Origin of the sequence: Anaerococcus ihuae (genome assembly GCF_928368155.1) — a bacterium.
Taxonomy (GTDB): Bacteria; Bacillota; Clostridia; order Tissierellales; family Peptoniphilaceae; genus Anaerococcus; species Anaerococcus ihuae.
In genome coordinates this window covers 382,448-400,825 of the sequence record NZ_CAKMRU010000002.1, presented here as the reverse complement: position 1 = coordinate 400,825, position 18,378 = coordinate 382,448, and the positions used below count along the sequence as shown (strand labels likewise).

The 18,378-nt window shown below is 32.6% G+C and carries 6 protein-coding genes and 1 tRNA gene; all 7 read right to left on the bottom strand.

What is annotated here, in order from left to right; genetic code table 11:
* Positions 1–242: 242 nt before the first annotated feature.
* The 7 genes from L6653_RS07010 to L6653_RS06980 all read right to left on the bottom strand — a co-directional run bounded on the left by L6653_RS07010 (position 243) and on the right by L6653_RS06980 (position 18,367).
* Positions 243–521 (bottom strand): type II toxin-antitoxin system YafQ family toxin, encoded by a 279-nt coding sequence (locus L6653_RS07010; protein WP_019118594.1) that lies wholly within the window; start codon positions 519–521, stop codon positions 243–245.
* Complete coding sequence (locus L6653_RS07005) at positions 518–790, bottom strand: type II toxin-antitoxin system RelB/DinJ family antitoxin (protein WP_236786230.1); 273 nt, start codon at positions 788–790, stop codon at positions 518–520. Before L6653_RS07005 ends, L6653_RS07010 begins: the two co-directional genes overlap by 4 nt.
* Before the next feature lie 102 nt (positions 791–892).
* Entirely contained in the window at positions 893–2,068 is a 1,176-nt protein-coding gene (locus L6653_RS07000; RefSeq protein WP_236786228.1) for an iron-containing alcohol dehydrogenase, read from the bottom strand.
* Between the two features lie 139 nt (positions 2,069–2,207).
* Positions 2,208–15,548, bottom strand: a complete 13,341-nt coding sequence (locus L6653_RS06995; protein ID WP_236786226.1) for a SpaA isopeptide-forming pilin-related protein — start codon at positions 15,546–15,548, stop codon at positions 2,208–2,210.
* A 311-nt stretch (positions 15,549–15,859) separates the two neighbouring features.
* Positions 15,860–16,828 (bottom strand): alpha/beta hydrolase, encoded by a 969-nt coding sequence (locus L6653_RS06990; RefSeq protein ID WP_236786224.1) that lies wholly within the window; start codon positions 16,826–16,828, stop codon positions 15,860–15,862.
* A gap of 760 nt (positions 16,829–17,588) precedes the next feature.
* Positions 17,589–17,664 (bottom strand) — tRNA-Ala (locus tag L6653_RS06985).
* 178 nt (positions 17,665–17,842) lie between these two features.
* Positions 17,843–18,367 (bottom strand): cysteine hydrolase family protein, encoded by a 525-nt coding sequence (locus tag L6653_RS06980; RefSeq protein ID WP_236786222.1) that lies wholly within the window; start codon positions 18,365–18,367, stop codon positions 17,843–17,845.
* Between the last annotated feature and the right edge of the window lie 11 nt (positions 18,368–18,378).

Sequence of the window (18,378 nt, the reverse complement as noted above, 5' to 3'; positions counted from 1 at the left end):
TTTATAAGAAAACACAAAAATAAGCAATTTAAAACACCCTTTTGCAGGGTGGTGACTGTTGATAAACTAAAGAAATTCCCATTTCGACCGAACGTAGTGAGCGGAGAAATCTCATGAGATCTCTCCATGCGTTCGTTTCACTCACTTAGTCGAGATGGTACATAGCTTAATTTTTATTTTAAAATAAAATATTATCTACATTCATACTTTGTCTACGCTCTGATACCCTTTTGTAGGGTGGTTTAAATAAATAAATCAGAATGTGTTCCTAATCTTAGTAAAGATAGAACCATTACATCATTAAATTTTTCATATATCAGCAAAAAATCTGGCTCAATATGACATTCTCTGGTTGAATAATATTTTCCTTTTAATGGATGGTCCTTATATTTTTCATCCAATTTTTCATCATTAGCAAGTTTTTCAATTACATCCATTAACTTTTCAATATCTCTATTTTGTTTTTTTGCAAGTTTTAAATCTTTTTTAAATTTACTTGTAAATTTAATTTTATAAATCATAATTCCAAAGCCTTTTTCAAATCATCCATATTGCTATATGAAGGATAATTTTTATCATAGGCTATTTTTCTTCCTTCTTCGATTGCATTTTGGCTTTGTCTATTTAGATTATCAAGTTTTAAATCAAAGGGAATTCCATTTTCCCTTATGCTTGCCCTCAAAAACATATTGATAGCAGTTGACATATTTAAGCCAAGCTCAGCATACAATTTTTCTGCTTTTTCCTTAATGTCTTTTTCTGTTCTAATATTTAGATTTGCATTTGCCATACTATCACCTCTTACTAAGATTTTAGCATTTTTATATGACTTGTCAATACAAATCTTTACATTGCCTAGGCAATATCATATTTTTTTATTTAAAAAATAAAATTAATCCTCAAGGCACATTTGGTAAATTTTTTTCACATCTTCAGGGCGAAGTTCAACAAAACCATTTATTTTTCCATTTTTGCCACAAGCCTTTTTGCTCATTTGGTCAAAATATTTTTCATCAATATCAATATCTTTAAGATTTGAATCAAGTCCAAGGCTTTCAAAGAAAAATTCTTTTGTTTTTTCTATAGCTTTTTTTGCAACTTCCATTTGGTCGAGGTTTTTGTCAATATCAAAAACATTTACACCCAAATCATAGAATTTATGAACAGTTTTTTCGCTCAAAACATATTCCATCCATCTTGGTGTTAAAATTGCAAGTCCAAGTCCGTGGGTTATATCATAAAAGGCTGAAAGTTCGTGTTCGATTGGGTGAACTGTCCAAGTAGCCTTTGAGGAATTTGCAATAAAATCATTGATTGCCCAAGAAGATGCCCACATAAGATTTGCCCTTGCCTCATAATTTTCTGGATCTTTCATGGCAATTGGACCATATTTTATTACAGTTTTCATCAAAGATTCCATAATTCTATCAAGCATAAACATAGAATCATCAACATTAAAATAGGATTCAAAAATGTGAGATAAAATATCACTAGAACCACAAGCTGTTTGGAATTCACTTACAGAATATGTGATTTCTGGATTTAAAAATGAAACTTTTGGTCTGGTATCAGGATGGCCTGATGAAAGTTTTTCTTTTGTTTCAGGATTTGTAATAACCCCACCATTATCCATCTCAGATCCAGTTGCAGCCATGGTAAGAACTGACAAAAGTGGAATTGCAGGGCTCATTGGTTTTCCTTTTGAAATAAATTCCCAAGGATCAAAATCAGCACAAGCCCCTGATGCCATAAATTTTGATGCATCAATTGTAGATCCGCCACCAACTGCAAGAATTGCACCGATATTATTTTCCTTAATTATTTTGACCCCTTCTCTTACAGAATCAATCCTAGGATTTGGTTCAATTCCAGAAAGCTCAAAAATTTCAACTCCAGAATTTTTAAGCTCGTTTACTACCTTGTCATAAACTCCGTTTTTCTTGATAGATCCACCACCATAAGTGATAAGCACCTTATTAGAATATTTTTTAACTTCCTCGCCCACAAAATCAAGAGCGTCTTTACCAAAATGTATTTTTGTTGGAATATTATAAGTAAAATCTAACATAAATCCTCCTTTTTTCCTAATAAATTCTTACCCAAAAAACTCTTAAATTAATTTAAATTTTAGACAAAAAAACTGACTCTAATTTGAGAAAAACTCAAAATAAAGTCAGTTAAAACTTTTAAAATTTATAAATTAAATTTTAATTTTTACTATTAATTTTTTTAAGATCTAATCCCTTGTTCTTTTTCTTATTGTAATAATAAGCTGCAAGAATCATTAGGATAAGTCCTATGATTGTAAATCCAATCCAAGCTCTTATTCCTCTTGTAAATGGTAGAGATAATTTTCTATTTGCAATCTCAATAGGCTTATAATTACCGCTGTCATTATACTTTTCCATTTCTCCCATTGTTGTGAATGAATAAGAGTGGTTGACTTTTTCGTCTCCCTTAGTTCCTATGTGGAATGTTCTCTCTTCACTTATCTTATCTTCGCCATCGCCTATTTCTATCTTAGAATTAATATCTAATACTGTACTTAAGGCTAGAGTTGAAGACATTGATAATTCAATTGTATTTTCTGATGTCATTGAATCACCAGTTTTCTTTTCCAATTCCTTTACTAATTTATAAAGGTCGACAGTTATATTTCCCCTATTGTCAGTACCATATTGACTAAGAGGAACAGTGTAACTCTTAGCAGAAGATCTGCCACTAGTATTTACTAGTCTTGCATTTATAGTTATGCCTGTTCTAGGTGAAATATTATTTTCATAATATTCATTATTCAAAGGCAAGCCTGATAATGTTATTTTTGACTTACCTTGTTCATAAGTTATCTTTTCATGATTAGGGTTAATTTTTATTGTTATATCAGTGTTATAAACCTCATGCATTCCATTAGCATAGAACCCACCAGTTTTCTTATCTACATCCATCTCAGTCTTGTATTTATCTGTTTGAATTTTGCCGTCTATGAATGCAAATTCTTTTACAATTCCTCTTGGATTGATATATCCTGCTGGTGCCTTAACTTCTTTAAGTGCGTAGTATCCTGGTTCTTTGAACTTGAATTTAATTTTTCCATCTTCTCCAGTTACAAATTTAGTAACTTCAGTAAATCCTTCAGGTGGAGTTTCCTCGGCTTTTAGAACAAGTCTTTCGGTAGTTCCATCTGCATTAGTCTTCTCATAAAGTTTTAAATTATCCTTAGAGTATTCTCCATCTTTAGCTTTCTTAAACCAGATTTCGAATTCTGCTCCAGCTAGAACTTTTTTATCTTCTCCGTCGACTTTCTTAAATTCAATTTCCTTTGTAATAGTATTTACAATGTCAATTGGAATAATACCTGGCTCTTCAACTTCTGTTGTAATGACCTTACCATTTTCATCTTTTTTAATCTTACCATCTTCATCTCTTATTGGTATTAGTCTGTAGATTACGCCTTTGTCATCTACCTTAAATTCTACTAAAGCTTCTGTAGGTTTTTCATAACCTTCTGGTGCTTTTGTTTCTAATAGTCTATATTCACCTTTTGGAAGTTTAGTAAATTCAAAGAGTCCATCCTCATCTGATATTGCTGGTTGACCATAATTGTTCCATTTTCCTTCACTATCTTTACTTTGAATTATAAACTCTGCATTTTCTAGTGCTTCATTTCTATCATTTATCTTCTTGAACTTAATCTTATTAGCAGGGTTTACAGCTTGGATTTCTAGGTCTGCTTTTGCATCAGCTTCATTTGCAAAGAAGTATTGTTTATCCCATCTTGTTACATAACGTCCAGGATAATCTATCATTTGAAGCTTTCCATTGGCAACATAGGACGATTTATCTTCTCCCATTACCCTTCCTGTAACTTTGAAGATATATGATGAATTTGAATTTAAACCATTGGTAAAGCTAATGCTTTCTTTTTCACCAGCACCGAGATATGATCTAGATCTTATTTGTACAGGTGCAGGAAGTCTAGGGTCATTTTCGTTTACACCAAATGATAACGGCATCAGCTCATCAAGGTTTGCACTACCATCAAGTTTGTAGTATTCGATATTCATGTTTTCAATATTTTTGTCAGATGAGTAATAGAATGTTGATCTTGGAGTATAGCTTCTATCCCTATTTACATAGTAGTAATGAACAAACTCACCTGTATCAGGATTATATTTAATAATCTTTGATCCAAGATTTAGGTGATTTTGGGTCATTTCATACATATTCCCGTCAGTAGCTTGATATTTTTCTCTTGCAGTCATTGAATCATATACGACATTTATATTATCAGTCTTCATTTCATGTCCAACAACTCCACGTTCAATGCTTTGTGATCCTTCTTTTGGGACTTTGTTTAAGTTGATATAGGCTTTTAGCTTATTAGAAAATTCTACTAGGTTATAAGTTTCAGCAAACCTTGTGAAAGTATAAGTTATTGTACCTTTTTCTCTATTATAATCTGCCTTAGCAATTGTACCTACTCCATCTGCAATTATATCAAGGTTAGAAATATCTGTTTCCATTATTCCGTGGAGGTCGATGTTTTCACTTAATTTTAGTACAAAATAATCTCCAGGATTAATTTTTAGGTTAGAATCAATAGTATACTTATTGTCAAATTCAAATACCTCTCCAAGGTGAGGGTGCATTTCTTTTTGAGTATCAGATAGTAAACCATCATTTTTACTATCTGGATTTAACACACTTAGTTTAGATTCAGATAATTTTATGCTACTTGATACATCTCTTGTTTTTTCTGGTGCATCCCCTGAATATGGGTCAAGTCCCTCTCCACCTACTGTGAAGTTCCAAACTTGCTTGTTGTTGATATATCCATCAGGCGATTTTACTTCTTCAAGCCTGTATTGACCAATTTTTAAGCCTGTAAATTTAATAGTACCATCTTCGCCAACTGTTTTTTCTTCTGTTTTTCCAGTTGATTTGTTAGTTAACAAGAATTTTGCACCTGCTAATTGACCTGTAGCTTTTATTTCATTACCATTTTGGTCAATTTTCCTAACTGTGATTTCACCTTCGCCTGGTTTTTCGTTTACGATTTTACCCATGTTCTTGGCAGTAGCGCTTGTTACATAGTCTACCAACAATCCATCTTTTTCAGTAGATGATTTTTCTGGAATATATTGGTATACACCATTTGCCTTATCGTATTCTAGGGAAATATAGCCGTTAGAAGTTGGTGTGATTTGGATTTCACTTATTTTATAAGTATCCTTTATAACTTCTCCATCTTTATCTTTTATTTCTCCAGGGAACTTGATGCTCAATTCTCTTAAGGAAACTTCTGTTTTCTTTGTAGAATCTGTAGGATCTATTATCTTAGTTGTTTCCAAATCAGCATTCTTAGCATCTTTAAATTTAATAATCTTAGTATTATCTGTCGGATCGCGCATTTCTAAGTCTTCAAACTTGTAAGCTTTATCATTTCCTGGGAAATAGAAGCTAACTTGTTTAACATTAATGTTTTCACCAGTTCTTGGGTCAGTTATCCTTTGTGAAACTATACTTACTGTTTCAACTGAGAAATGTAGAAGTGGTCCATCAATTGGCTTGTATCCCTTTGGAGCTTGGACTTCTATTAGCCTATAACGACCTGGTTCAAGTCCTCTGAAACCAAAGTAACCGTTAAAGGCTGATGATACGTAAGATCCTTCTACTTCTTCATAGATTCCTTCTCTTACTCTCTTTTCAAGTTTAAATACCGCACCTTCAAGTCTTCTCTTAGTGATTTCTTCTACACTATCTTTGTCAGTTTCCTTACCGTGTTTAGAGAATGTGATGTTGTATCTTTCTGCATCATTTTCTATACTTAGTCCTTCTTGAGGAACTGTATTTGTTGCGTTGGAAGAGTATAGAGGGCTGATATCCATGCTTGTACTTATTGTACTAAATGGTGCTTTGTAACCTTGTTGTCCTGGTGTAACAGGTGGTATTATTCTACCTGATTGATAAACGTCTTTTTTTCCAATCTTAACTATTTTACTTAGTTGATTTACATATTTTTGACCAGGTAGCTTAGTTGCAAACCAATTATCAGCATATTCTTTGCCATAGTTATCTTCTAACCATTGTCTTAATGTTACTACACCATCTTGGTAAGATGCTTCATCTTTACCATTTTCATCTTTAACAACACCGTAAACTATTTTTCCATTTGAATTTTTTAATTGTTGGAACTCTCTTGCACCATCGAAGAATTCAATATCAATGTCGATCTTACCTAAATCTTCATCTGGTATATCATTTGCTGTTAATTTGTAAGGATCTTTTAGTACTGGTTCATCACTTGGAGTGACTTCATCTTTTTGAGTAAAGTTGTAGTTTTTATCTATTGCTACTTCATTAGTAACATTTCTATCAATAATAGAAGTATCATAGAAGCCTTCAATATCGATATAGTAAACTCCAGGTTCAAGATTTAGTTGGTCTTCGTCAAAGCCCCAGTCAAATGGTCTCCATCTTGCTGTGTTTACAACCGTTACATCTGGATAAGAAACGTCATAGTCATTTAAGATTTTAATCATCTTAGCTTGGTTAGGATCGCCATCTAATCCAGTAATCTTATAAGTTGATCTATAAGCTGTCTTTACACCTTCTTTGATAGTAACTGGTGGAAGTCCCGGTCTGTCAATTTCTTCTCTTTTGTGTTTTGGTTTGATTTGAACATTGACAGTTCCATTTTTTCCTCTTGTATCAATGTAAACTCTTTGGATATATGTTCTTGATTCTGTATCAATATGAGTGATTTTTGTTGCATATTTTACACCATTTGCTGTTTTTATATCAAGATTTTCATTTTTTTCAATAAAGCTTTGTGGTGTTTCTTCTGGTCCTTTGTATTTTGCTACAAGCTGTCCATTTTCTTCCACAACCTGTACTTTCCAAGGAGCGTTTGCTTTTCTATAGCCTAGTGGGGCTGCTGTTTCTTCTATTATATAATATCCAACCTGTAATCTAATTGGATTGCCATCTTTATCCTTAAACTCAACAAGTCCTTTGTCATTTGAAGTTCCTGTTTTTACTCCAAAGTTTTGGTCTATATTTTTATAATTTTCATCAGTTTTTCTGATAGTAAATATAGCACCTTCAAGCTTCCTGTCGTATCTGTCTTTCTTGTAAATCTTAAGATCAAGACCAGTTTGCTTGTTAGTGATTTGTGCAAATTCTCCTGGTTTAATCTCAGTTTCACCTTGACCTGGTTGATCTGGCGTTTCTGTTTTCTTAAATTTAGCAGAAACAGTTACATCTCCTGCTGGCATCGTAAATGAGTATGTGCCATCAGCGCCTGTTGTTAAAGTTTGTCCATTCATTGTTACACTTTCGATTTCATAACCTTTATCTGGTGTAACAGTCAAGTTGATTTGTGTTCCTGCTGTTGCTGAAGATGTATTAGCAGAAATGCTTCCACCTTCTGTTGGGTTATTAGCTGTAATAGTATAAGTTTCTGGATCTTTTTCTTTCCAAAGAGCTGTTATTTTTGTATCATTATTAACTGTTATTGAGTCTCCTGGTTGATATTCTACTCCATTTACTGACCAAGCTTTAAATTCTCTTCCTTCTGGTGCAGTAAAGCCATTAGCTGGCAATTCATAATTTGAACCGACATTAACTTTTCGTTCTGCCATTGTGCCAGAACCTTCTCCAGGGCTAAATGAAACCGTTGCTTGTTCTGGAGCTTTATTTCTCCATTGAGCAATTACAGTTAAATCACCAGTTACAGTTATTCTATCTCCAGGATTTCTCTTTTCTCCATTTACAAGCCATCCATCAAATTCTTTTCCATCTGGAGCTATAAATGAAGATCCTGGAAGTTCATATTGAATACCATCTTCAACTGTTACTGGATCCATTTTCCACTTTCCACCATTTCCATTAAATGTGATTGTGTGGTTAACAGTTGTTTTTACTACTGGAACACCTACTTCATTAGCATAGGATTTTTCTAACCAACATTTGTGACCATATGCAGATTGGGAACTTGTATTAAAATCATAGTTTGAACCCAAACCAATTGGATAGTTTTCATTATAATTTGTTTCAACTTCTATTAAGATAGTTCCCGGGTATCTAGTGTTAATATTTGTAGTTTGAATCTTCTTTGCACCTTCTGCTGTAAATTTAATATTTTTACTTATATCAGTTTTACCAGCTATAGCATCTATATCCGAACTTTGATTTATATTAGCTAGACTAGTACCACTAGGTACTTGGAAAACTCTTGTAGTAACTTCACTTGGACTTATATTGTAATTATCATAAGCTCTGTGGAATTTGATGTTACGATTACGTTTAGCAGTTCCACCTGGTTTGTAAATAAATACTTGTTTGTATCTATTATTTTCTTTGTCTATTTCAATTATTTTTGTTTCAATTAGTTGTCCATAATCTGAATCGGAAGTATCTTCTCTCTTTTTAGGTTGAGTTGAGCTTGCATTATCTACAATTTCCCAACCATTTCCAGCTCTTAGTGGGTTTAGTGTATCTACTAAATTGCCGCTGATTTCAAGGTCAGTATTTGCTCCTGCCATTTTTAATCTTCTCATTAGATTATTTGTGGCTGATTTTTCTGTTGTTGAGACTTCAAAGCTTGGATTATTTGAATCAGGATTTTCGCTATTGTCTTTTATATATACTTTTCCATCACTTGCTACTCTTATTGTCCAAGTAGTAGTTTTCTTTTCATAACCTGGTGCTGGTTTACTTTCTTCTAGTTTGTAGGTGCCTGGTTTTAGACCTTTGAAAGAAACTATACCGTCAGACCCTGTGGTCATAAATCTTTCATCTTTGCTTTCGCCTGGGCCTGTTAGTTTGAATACTGCTCCTGGAATTGCAGTATTTTTATCTTCTTTTACTTTCTTGATCTTAAATCCATATGTTTTTAGATCGTTTGTTACATCTAGTGAATCTTCTGATACATATGAACCGACTATTGTACCACCTGTTTCACTTACAATACCTGCAGTTTTGATGTCAGATACTTTCTCGTAGTAGTCGGACTTCCAGTAGGTTGTGTTACCTTCTCTCCAGTCCATACCTGTACCGACTCCACCATTTTCGTCTTTGTAAGGTACTTTGACGTCAACTACTATTGGCTTATTTGTAGCTGGTAGGTCTAATTTTAGTCTAGTCTCTCCATGATGAGAATTGTCGGTAGATTTTTTTACATCATTTGTAATGTCAGTTACTGTATAAGATGCAAGTCTTAGGTCAGATATTAGACCAGTAACCTTGCCATCAGTATTGCCACCTTCTTTAGGTCCTAGGGTAAATATTTTTATTTCTTCATCGCCCTTATACCAATCCATATTTGGATATTCTGGTTTTTCTCTGTGGATTGTGGCTGCTGTTATACCATCTACTCCTACAGTCTGTCTTGCTTCTGGGTTTATAATATATCTTTGTACAACATATTTCTCTTTTTTGTTAATTGCAATAATTCTAGTACCTAAGTGTTCAGCGTCTTGGCTGTTAGCTACCCAACCAGTCCATCTATTGTCAAAGTTTGACCAGCCTGAAGTATTTCTTCCTTTAACATCAACCCATTCTGTATCAGCATCTGTGAGAAGTGACTTTTCTACAGTTGTCTCTTCTGTTGGATCTGAATAGTTGTAGACTTTTGTCTTGCCATCTTCTACTCTTAGAACCCATTTTTTATTAAGCGGATTGTATCCTGTTGGTGACTCAACTTCTTCAAGTATATAATTCTTTCCTTCTTCTAGAGTAGCATCAAATTCTACAATACCATTTGGTCCTGATGTAGCTTCAGCTGAGAAATTTGGATCATCTGGATCTGTTATCTTGAATTTTGCTCCAGGAAGTGGTTGGCCTTTTCCGTCTTTTTTATAAACCCTGAACTTTTGTCCAACTGGTTTATTTTGAACTGGGATATTGATTTTATTTCCAGTGTAAAGCTTACTTTCGCCTGTTATAGATGTTTCTCTTATTCTAACGCTACCGTCACTTAAAACTGTAACTTGCCATTTTTTGTTAGTAAGCCTATAACCATCCGGCGCTTTAGTTTCTTCTAATGAATATCTACCTGGTGCGATATTAGTAAAATCAACTTCACCTTTAGCATTAGATGTTCTATAAATTTTCTTTCCATTTTCATCTGTTAACACAAATGTTGCGTTTGAAAGTTTATTTTCTTGATTTGTTTCATCATATTTTGTAAGTTTAAAGCTTCCTGGTTTGTATTTATTGTTAATTAAACCAATTACTTCTTTGTAATACTTTGGTATTTCTCCGCCAGCTTGGTCACCTATTGCTGTGTTGACATTCGCTTTAGATGCAAAGGCTGATTCAAGATTACCATCAGTCATGTGGAAGGCTCTCCATTTTTTGTTAAACTGATCTATATCAGTAATCTTATAGGTTTGTTCTATTATATAGCCACCTTTATCTCTTGGAGCTGGTGTTGTTACCTTTAAAGGATGATTTAAATCAATTCTTCCACTTGTTTTAATCTCTTTAGGATTATAGTTTATTGTTATGTCATTTTCTCTTATATAAAGTTTTTCATCAGGATTTATTCTTTGGTGTGCAAGTAAGTGATAAATATTAGGATCTTGTTCTGGTCTTACACCAAATGATTTTGGCATATAAGGGTTTTTCCAAACTCCATTTTCTCTATATGCTGCAAAATCAGTTCCATATACCTTTACATCTTCTAACTTATAAAGAGGATCATAACCTTTACCAGACCATCTAGCAATTTGGTTATCACTTTGGAAGTCTGTTGTTATCCAATTGAATTGTGTTGTCTTTGAACCATATGAAAATCCCATAGGATTTAGATAAGCCATGACTGTTACATACCACTTGCCATCTTCTTTTTGGTATACATCTCTAAAGTAGTAGAATTGGTTACTATTACTTGTTCCTGAGTCGTATGGTCCATAGTCTGCGTTTATATCTTGGTGTAATACTTGATTTCCCCCGACACCCGCAACTCCAGGTGCTACTGTTATAGTAAATGGATATGTCTTTGATTGTGTAGCATAATACTTATCTGGAATTATACCTCTTAGGTTTATTGATGCTGTAGCCGGTCCTCCCTTTGACTTATCATTAAATACATAGGTCAAGAGGTTAGTATTGTAATCAAAGTACGGATCTGCAACTTCTACTCCATTAATGACTATCTTAGGGAATTCACTAAAATATTGGGTGAAGTCAAGGTTTCTATCAAATTGAATTTCAAATCTTGTACCTGGAGCTGAATTGGATAGAGTGATGTCAGCGTGGTATTTTAAAGATTCATATTTGTAAGCTTCCCAAGTACCTGTTATTACACCAATATCTCCTGGTTCGTTTTCTAGGTATTCAAGTCTTTGGTTAACATTTGTTACTTTTGCCTTCTTTGAACCTCCAGTTTCTTCACCTTTTTCTATATAGTAGTCACGACCAGCTTCTGGTGTACCGATTCCGTCTTCAAATCTTGCGGTATAGGTTACTTGACCTTGGTCATCTACTACGACTTCAAAATATACTCCATTTTTTTGGTATCCATCTGGTGCGGATTTTTCTTCTAGTCTGTATGTTCCTGGTTGAAATTGTCCAAAGTCAGCTGTACCTTTATCGTCAGTAAATTTATTGGCAATTACATTTCCTTTGCTATCTTTTAGAACAAATTCTGCTCCTTGAAGTCTGTTTCTTTTACCATCGTTATCAAATGTGTCGCCAAATTTGGTTGCAGAAATTGGACTTTTTGTGAATTCTTCGTTTGTTACTAAAATTTGATTTTCTCCAGCTTCTCCACTTGCTTTGTTAATAATAACATTTTGAGTAAGTTTTGTTTGTCCAGCTGTATCTTTATCTGTCAACCAATCATAGTCTAAGCTTACAGATTGTTTATCTCCAATATTAGCTTTTACTTTTACTAAGAATCCCCAATCATTTGCAAACCTTGCTTCTGGGAAGTAGATTTGGTAACCAGTTTTTCCTGTGTATGGATCTGTAGTATTTGCTTTGCCTGTAATTTTGTTATTATTTGCAGCATTTATTACATTATCTCCAAGCAATGGAATGTATCCATCTACATTTTGTTGTTTCATGCTGTATTTAACGCTATTTCTATAGCCCGAAGATACGTCGTATGCTGTTACATCTGTAATGTTTACACCTGGAATAGAAATGTTAAGTCTTGTATCTCTATTTGTACCATTTCCCCCATTATCACTTTGTGGTTTTAGGTATAGGTAGAACTCAACTTCGTTTTGATTAGTTGTTTCATTAGTTGTTATCTTTCCATAGTGCATAGCGTTCATATAGTCTGGCCAGTTAGGTGCACTGTCGTGTTGAACTAGTTTTGTTTCATTACTTCCACTTGATTGGATATTGCTACCATTTACACTGATAGTACCATCTTCTGCTATGGTGATTGTTTTTTGTGATTGGTCAAGCTTGTAACCTGCTGGAGCTTTTTCTTCTGTTAAAGTATAAGTTCCAGGCAGCACATTACTAAATGTAGCCTTACCTTCGGAGTCAGTTATTATTGATGGCTGTTTGTCGCCTAGTAATTTAAATCTTGCTCCAGCAAGCTTTTTACTTGGGTCTTTACTATCAACTTTAACTACTGTAAAACTTACTGGATTTTGACTTGATTGTGGAATAGCAGAGTTGTGGATATATTGACTATTTGTATTTATTTGATAGTAGTTGGCATTTTCGTTGTACTTATATGTTTTACCACCTTGTGTTACTGTTGGACTATCAAATTTTTGACTTATTTTATGACCAACTTTATTGGCTTTTCCATCATCTGCGATATTCCAATATCTAGCATCAGGTAATACAACAAGTCTTTGATTTTCTCCATCTGCACCTTCATCTACGTGTTTCTCAGCTATTTGCTTTTCAGAATCATCTTTTGCAATGAATTTTTGAGCTGGCATTTTCATGCCATTTACTGGCAAGTTCCATTCTTGATCGATATATAGGTCTTGGAATTTTGATATTTTAACTCCTGACATAGTGTAAGAATGTGGAGTTTTTGATTCATCTACGTCGTGTGTAAATTGATATACTCCTATGTTACCTACAGCTTGAGTTCCCTCTGGGTCTTTTTCTTTAGTTGGAATAGAAGTTAAATCTGTTTTTTCAGCTTCCTTTACTACCATTTGACCATAAGTAGGACTGCTTGTGTTATTATCTACACCATAAACTACTCTCTTACCGGAGTTTATATTTGCTCCTTCAAGAGTTCTATCTTCTAAAGGTAGACCATTATTATTATCTAATGTACATACTCCGTCTGTTATAGTCCATTGAGCCTTTGTGTTTGATAAAAATTTACCTTCTATAGTAGTACGATTGTTTATACCTACTCTTGTAGGTGTGTCTTGTTCTACTTTGTCCTTTGGATATCCCTTATCCATTACACTTCTAACTGCACCAACATATGGCTGACCATTAGTCAAATCTTTAGTAAGAATAGTAGAAATATCTAACACATAGTCAGCTTGTCTATTGCTTATAGGTGTATAGATAGTATACATATAGGATTTTGTTGATTGATTTATTGTAGAGTGTTTTGAATCAACTATTCCTGTTTTGCCTTTTATGGCATCATTATTTTGGATATCTTCAGTAGCATCACTGGAAGTAATGCTTTCGATTTCCTTAAGTCCTGAACCTTCTACTAGAGTGAAGTTCATCTTCATACCTAGATCATTTTTTAAATCTTTGTCAGATTCAATTTTTACCACCCAGTTTATTCCAACCATTTCGCCATTTTTTATGACTGGATTACCTACTGAGTCAATATCCAATCTATAGTTTCTGCTTGAGTCAACTATTTGGGTTACATCTTTCCTTCCTGGTTCTATGATTGATCCTGCTGGATTACCATTTTTATCGATTTTTTGTGGAACTAAATCTTTTGGTGCTTTTACTCCAAGTCCTGATACTTTGTTAGTTACTGTGAACGTTCCGTCCTTATCAAGGGTTATATTTTCTGTATTATAGTCTACTGGGATATTCAAATCAATACTAATATTTTCTGGAATAGTTCCTTCTATATTATAGGTAATAGTATTGTCATCTTTATTATAAGTAGGTTTTGCTATTACTCTTCCATTGTAGATGATTGGCTCAAGTACTGTTCCTTCCTTTACCATAAGTTCGTCGTCCAAATGGATTTTGAAATATTGGTAAGATTGTATTGCTCCACCTGCATTTGATGTTTGGAAGATTGTTTTTACATGGAATTTCTTATTAGCTAGATTTTGCTTTTCTGCTTCAGTTAACGGAGTGCCTTGTCCTGCTCCAACAGGCATTGCTGGTTCTGATCGTCCCAAAAATAGCATTCTTAATTTTGGCATCAAGCCTTGTTTTTCTTCTTTTTTCTCTTCTGACTTTTCTTGTGTTTTAGCTTGAGAATTTTCTTTTGTTTTATTTGTTTGTGTTTCAGTTTCTTTTTTGTTTTCTTGTTTATTTGTATCTTCTTTTTTCTCTTGTGATTTTGTTTCTTCTTTTGTAGAATCTTTTTCTTCTTTGTTTGAATCTGTATTTTCTTCTTTTTCTTTATTTGAACTTTCGTTTGATTCTACTTTTATTTCTGTTTTGCTTTCTTTTTCTTTATTTGAATCTTCTTTGGAGTTTTCTGATTGTTCTTCTTTGTTTGATGAAGATTTTTCTGCTTTGGCTTTTTCTTCTTGGGCTTTTTTTGCCTCTTCTTCTTTTTGTTTTTCTTGCGTCTCTTTTTTAGCCCTTTCTTCCGCCTCTTTTTGTGCCTTTTGGTCAGCTTCTTTTTGTAACTTTTCTTCTTTATATAATTTTAAATTGTTATAATCTTCTTCTAGTTTTTTTGTATCATACAAAGATTTTTTATCATTTACTAAGAGGGCAAAGATATCCCCTTGGTTTTTGATTTTCAAATTTCCTTCTTGGTCTTTTTCATAAAGATTGTATTCTGGATCTAATGATTCGTATTGAAGGAGTTCTAGGTTAAATATTAGCTTATATTCGTCTAATAATTTTTGATTTCCTTTTTCGTTGAAATCAAAATCATCCATTATTTTAAAGTCTATGTATGAATAGTTTTCTCCATAAGGATTTTCTTTTTCTTTTTCTGTGTCTTTATTTTCTAGTTCTTCTTTTGTTATTAATTTGAAGCCGTTTTCATCTTCGATTATTTCTAAATCAAGGTCAAGTCCTTGGTCATTTAGCATATCTTTAACACGCCAATATTCCTTGCTCGCCTTTTCATTAGTTTCAAAATACTTATCATCAAATAATTTTAGGTCATTTCTTTTTACAAGCCTAAATTTGGAGTTTGTATCCGGAATACTTACGGCTATGGTGAATTTGTCTTGGTCTTTTTTGACTTTCTTCTTGTCGTAAATTTCCTGTGATTTTTTGATTGATAGGTCTAGGTCGGGATCATCTTCGAGCTTGTCGACCGATTTTATGGAATTTGGATTTTCATCTTCTGCCTTCGAGCTAGTTGCAAAGGCTGGCAAGATTACTTGTAATACCATAAAAACTGCCATCAATAGTGACATCATTTTTCTTGCTAATTTTTTCATAATAACTCCTTTATTTAATATTGATAAATTTCTAATTTTGATTTTCTTTTTTATTAAATATTTGAAAATATTTAATTTATTTTTCTTGTGTATTTTGTTAAAGCAATCGATTATAAATTTTCTTTTTTTGTCTTAAATTATTAGAAATTCAGACACTTTCACTTATAACAATTATAGCTCTTTACAAATTTTTAGTCAACGGATTTTAGTTATATTATTGAAATAAATTATAAATATAAATTTTTTTCTAAAAAAATTTTTTAACAAAAAATCCCCTTAATTTTTTTCAAAATTAAAGGGATATTTGTAATCTATTTTTCAAATTGTTCTAGAACCCACAAGTAGGATTCTTCTGTTATTTTGTTCCAATAATCATAATCATGATCAAATTCTTTGCCATCTTTTTTAAATTCTGTGTTTACCTCGGCTTCTTCTAATTTTTTGTTGAATTTTTCTATATCGTTAATTTTTATTTTTGTATCGCCTTCGGCTGATCTTATATAGAAATTAATATCTTTTGACTGGGCGTTTATAAAGTTTGTAGGAAATTTTTCCTTATAAACTTCGTCTGACCAATTTTGTCTTCCGTCTGAAAATGCCAAATAATTTCTTCTAATGAGGCTATCTTCATCAAGTTTGTCCCAAAGAGTTGGAGAAATCAAAAGTGCTTTTGTAAATAAGTCAGGATTTCTTAGAGAAAGGCCTGCTGCCCCATATCCTCCTACAGAAATTCCTCCGATTGCTCTTGAAATTTTGTTTGCATCTGTCTTATAATTTTTGTCAATTTCTTTAATCAACTCATCTTTTATTGCACTTTCCATATTTTTGTCATAATCGCTATCTATGAAAAATGAAGTAAAGCCATCAACAAAAACCACAATCATCTTCTTTTCTTTATCTTTCATGATTTTATCTAGGACATCTTTTGTATTTGATTTTTCAAGAATTGATGATGAATTTTCTCCAAATCCGTGTAGCATATATAAAACTGGATATTTTTCATCACTTTTTTCATCATAGCCATTTGGTAGATATACCTTGTACTTCCAATTTTGTTTTAAAATTTCTGAATTTATTGAGCCATCAACAATTTTTCCTTGATCTTTTTTGGAAATATCAGATTTTTTATTTTTTTCATTTGATTTATTTGAATCCTTGTTAGAATATGGGATTGCAGGATCTGATGAAGGATTATTTCCATCATTTTTCTTGCTACATCCACCAAAAATAAGTCCTAAACTAAGGGCTCCTATCATTAATTTCATCCTGTTTTTTATCATATATTCACCTCAATTTAATATTGTTTCTATTATACAATAGGGGCAAAAAATCTTCAATCCAGAAATTTTTTCACAAAAAAATCCCAGACTTTTACAAGCTAGGTTGAATTTAAATAAAAATTTAACTTTTGATTTTAAATCATTATGTTTTTATGTGATATAATAATTTTGCCTATTATTTAATAGGTGAAAGGTGGTGAGAAGTTTGTTCACCATAATATTGGAAAATTTTATTTTTCCCTTGTTGGTTGGACTTATACTTTTTTTTATAAAAAAGTATTATTCCGAAAACAAGTAAAGAAAAAGACAGTAGTTCACACCTACTGTCTTTTTTTGGCGGTTGCCATGTTTGTTCACCATAATACCTTGAATTAATCAAGGATTTACAAGAGAATTTCTCTTACTTAAATTATATCACAAAAGCCTATTTTTTCAAGATTTGCCTTTTTTATATTCTTTATAATATTGGTATAATAATTTTGCCTATTACTTAATAGGTGAAAAGAGGTGATTGCATTGATCACATCCATATTGGAAAATTTTATTTTTCCCTTGTTGGTTGGACTTATACTTTTTTTTATAAAAAAGTATTATTCCGAAAACAAGCAAAGAAAAAGACAATAGTTCGCACCTACTGTCTTTTTTTGTGGTGATTCCACATTTTTCACATCCATATTCCCTGAATAAATCAAGGATTATAAAAGAATTCCTCTTACTTAAAGTATATTACAAAAGCCTATTTTTTCAAGTTTTTAAAAATTGGTGGAGAATAGGGGACTTGAACCCCTGGCCTCTTGACTGCCAGTCAAGCGCTCTCCCAACTGAGCTAATTCCCCGAGTGACTTTTTCTTAAGAGTAAAGAAAAAGTCTAACATTTATTTAATTATACCATATTAAATTTAATAAGCTTATATATTTATACATAAGGTAGGGACTTATCAAATTTAAAATTACTTACCGTTTTCTTACCACTTCTTGCCGTTTCTTACCGTTTTCTTAATTATTCTCATAATTTTAATATTTTTCTTTTGAATCAATAATATTCACCTGACAAGATCTCATTGCATCTAGGGCAATTTGGTGATTTTTTTCGTTTGTTCCCTTGCACAGGTCTTCTATGACTGAAACTTCTGTGTCCAAAAGAGCGTTTTTTATTAAAATTGCATTTGATAGGACACAAATATCGGTGCAAATTCCTACCATGTATATATTTTCGATTTTTTCTTTTTGATTTAATTTTTCTAAATATCCTACAAGTTCGTAGGAACCAAAGGATGGTTTGTCTATTATTTTGTGATTTTTTGTATCAATTCTTACTTGCCAGCCTTTGGAATTTTTTATGCAGTGTTCTACTGGAAGGTGTTCTCCTTCTAGGGTTTTTAAATAAGAATTGTCGTGGGTATCTCTGGTAAAAATAACTTCTCCCGTAAAGTCTTTAACTAAGTTTTCAATTGGTTTTACTATTTTTTCATTTCCATCATTTCCCAAGGCCCCGTCAATAAAATCATTTTGTAAGTCAATTACTAATAATACGTCCATTTTTTTCTCCC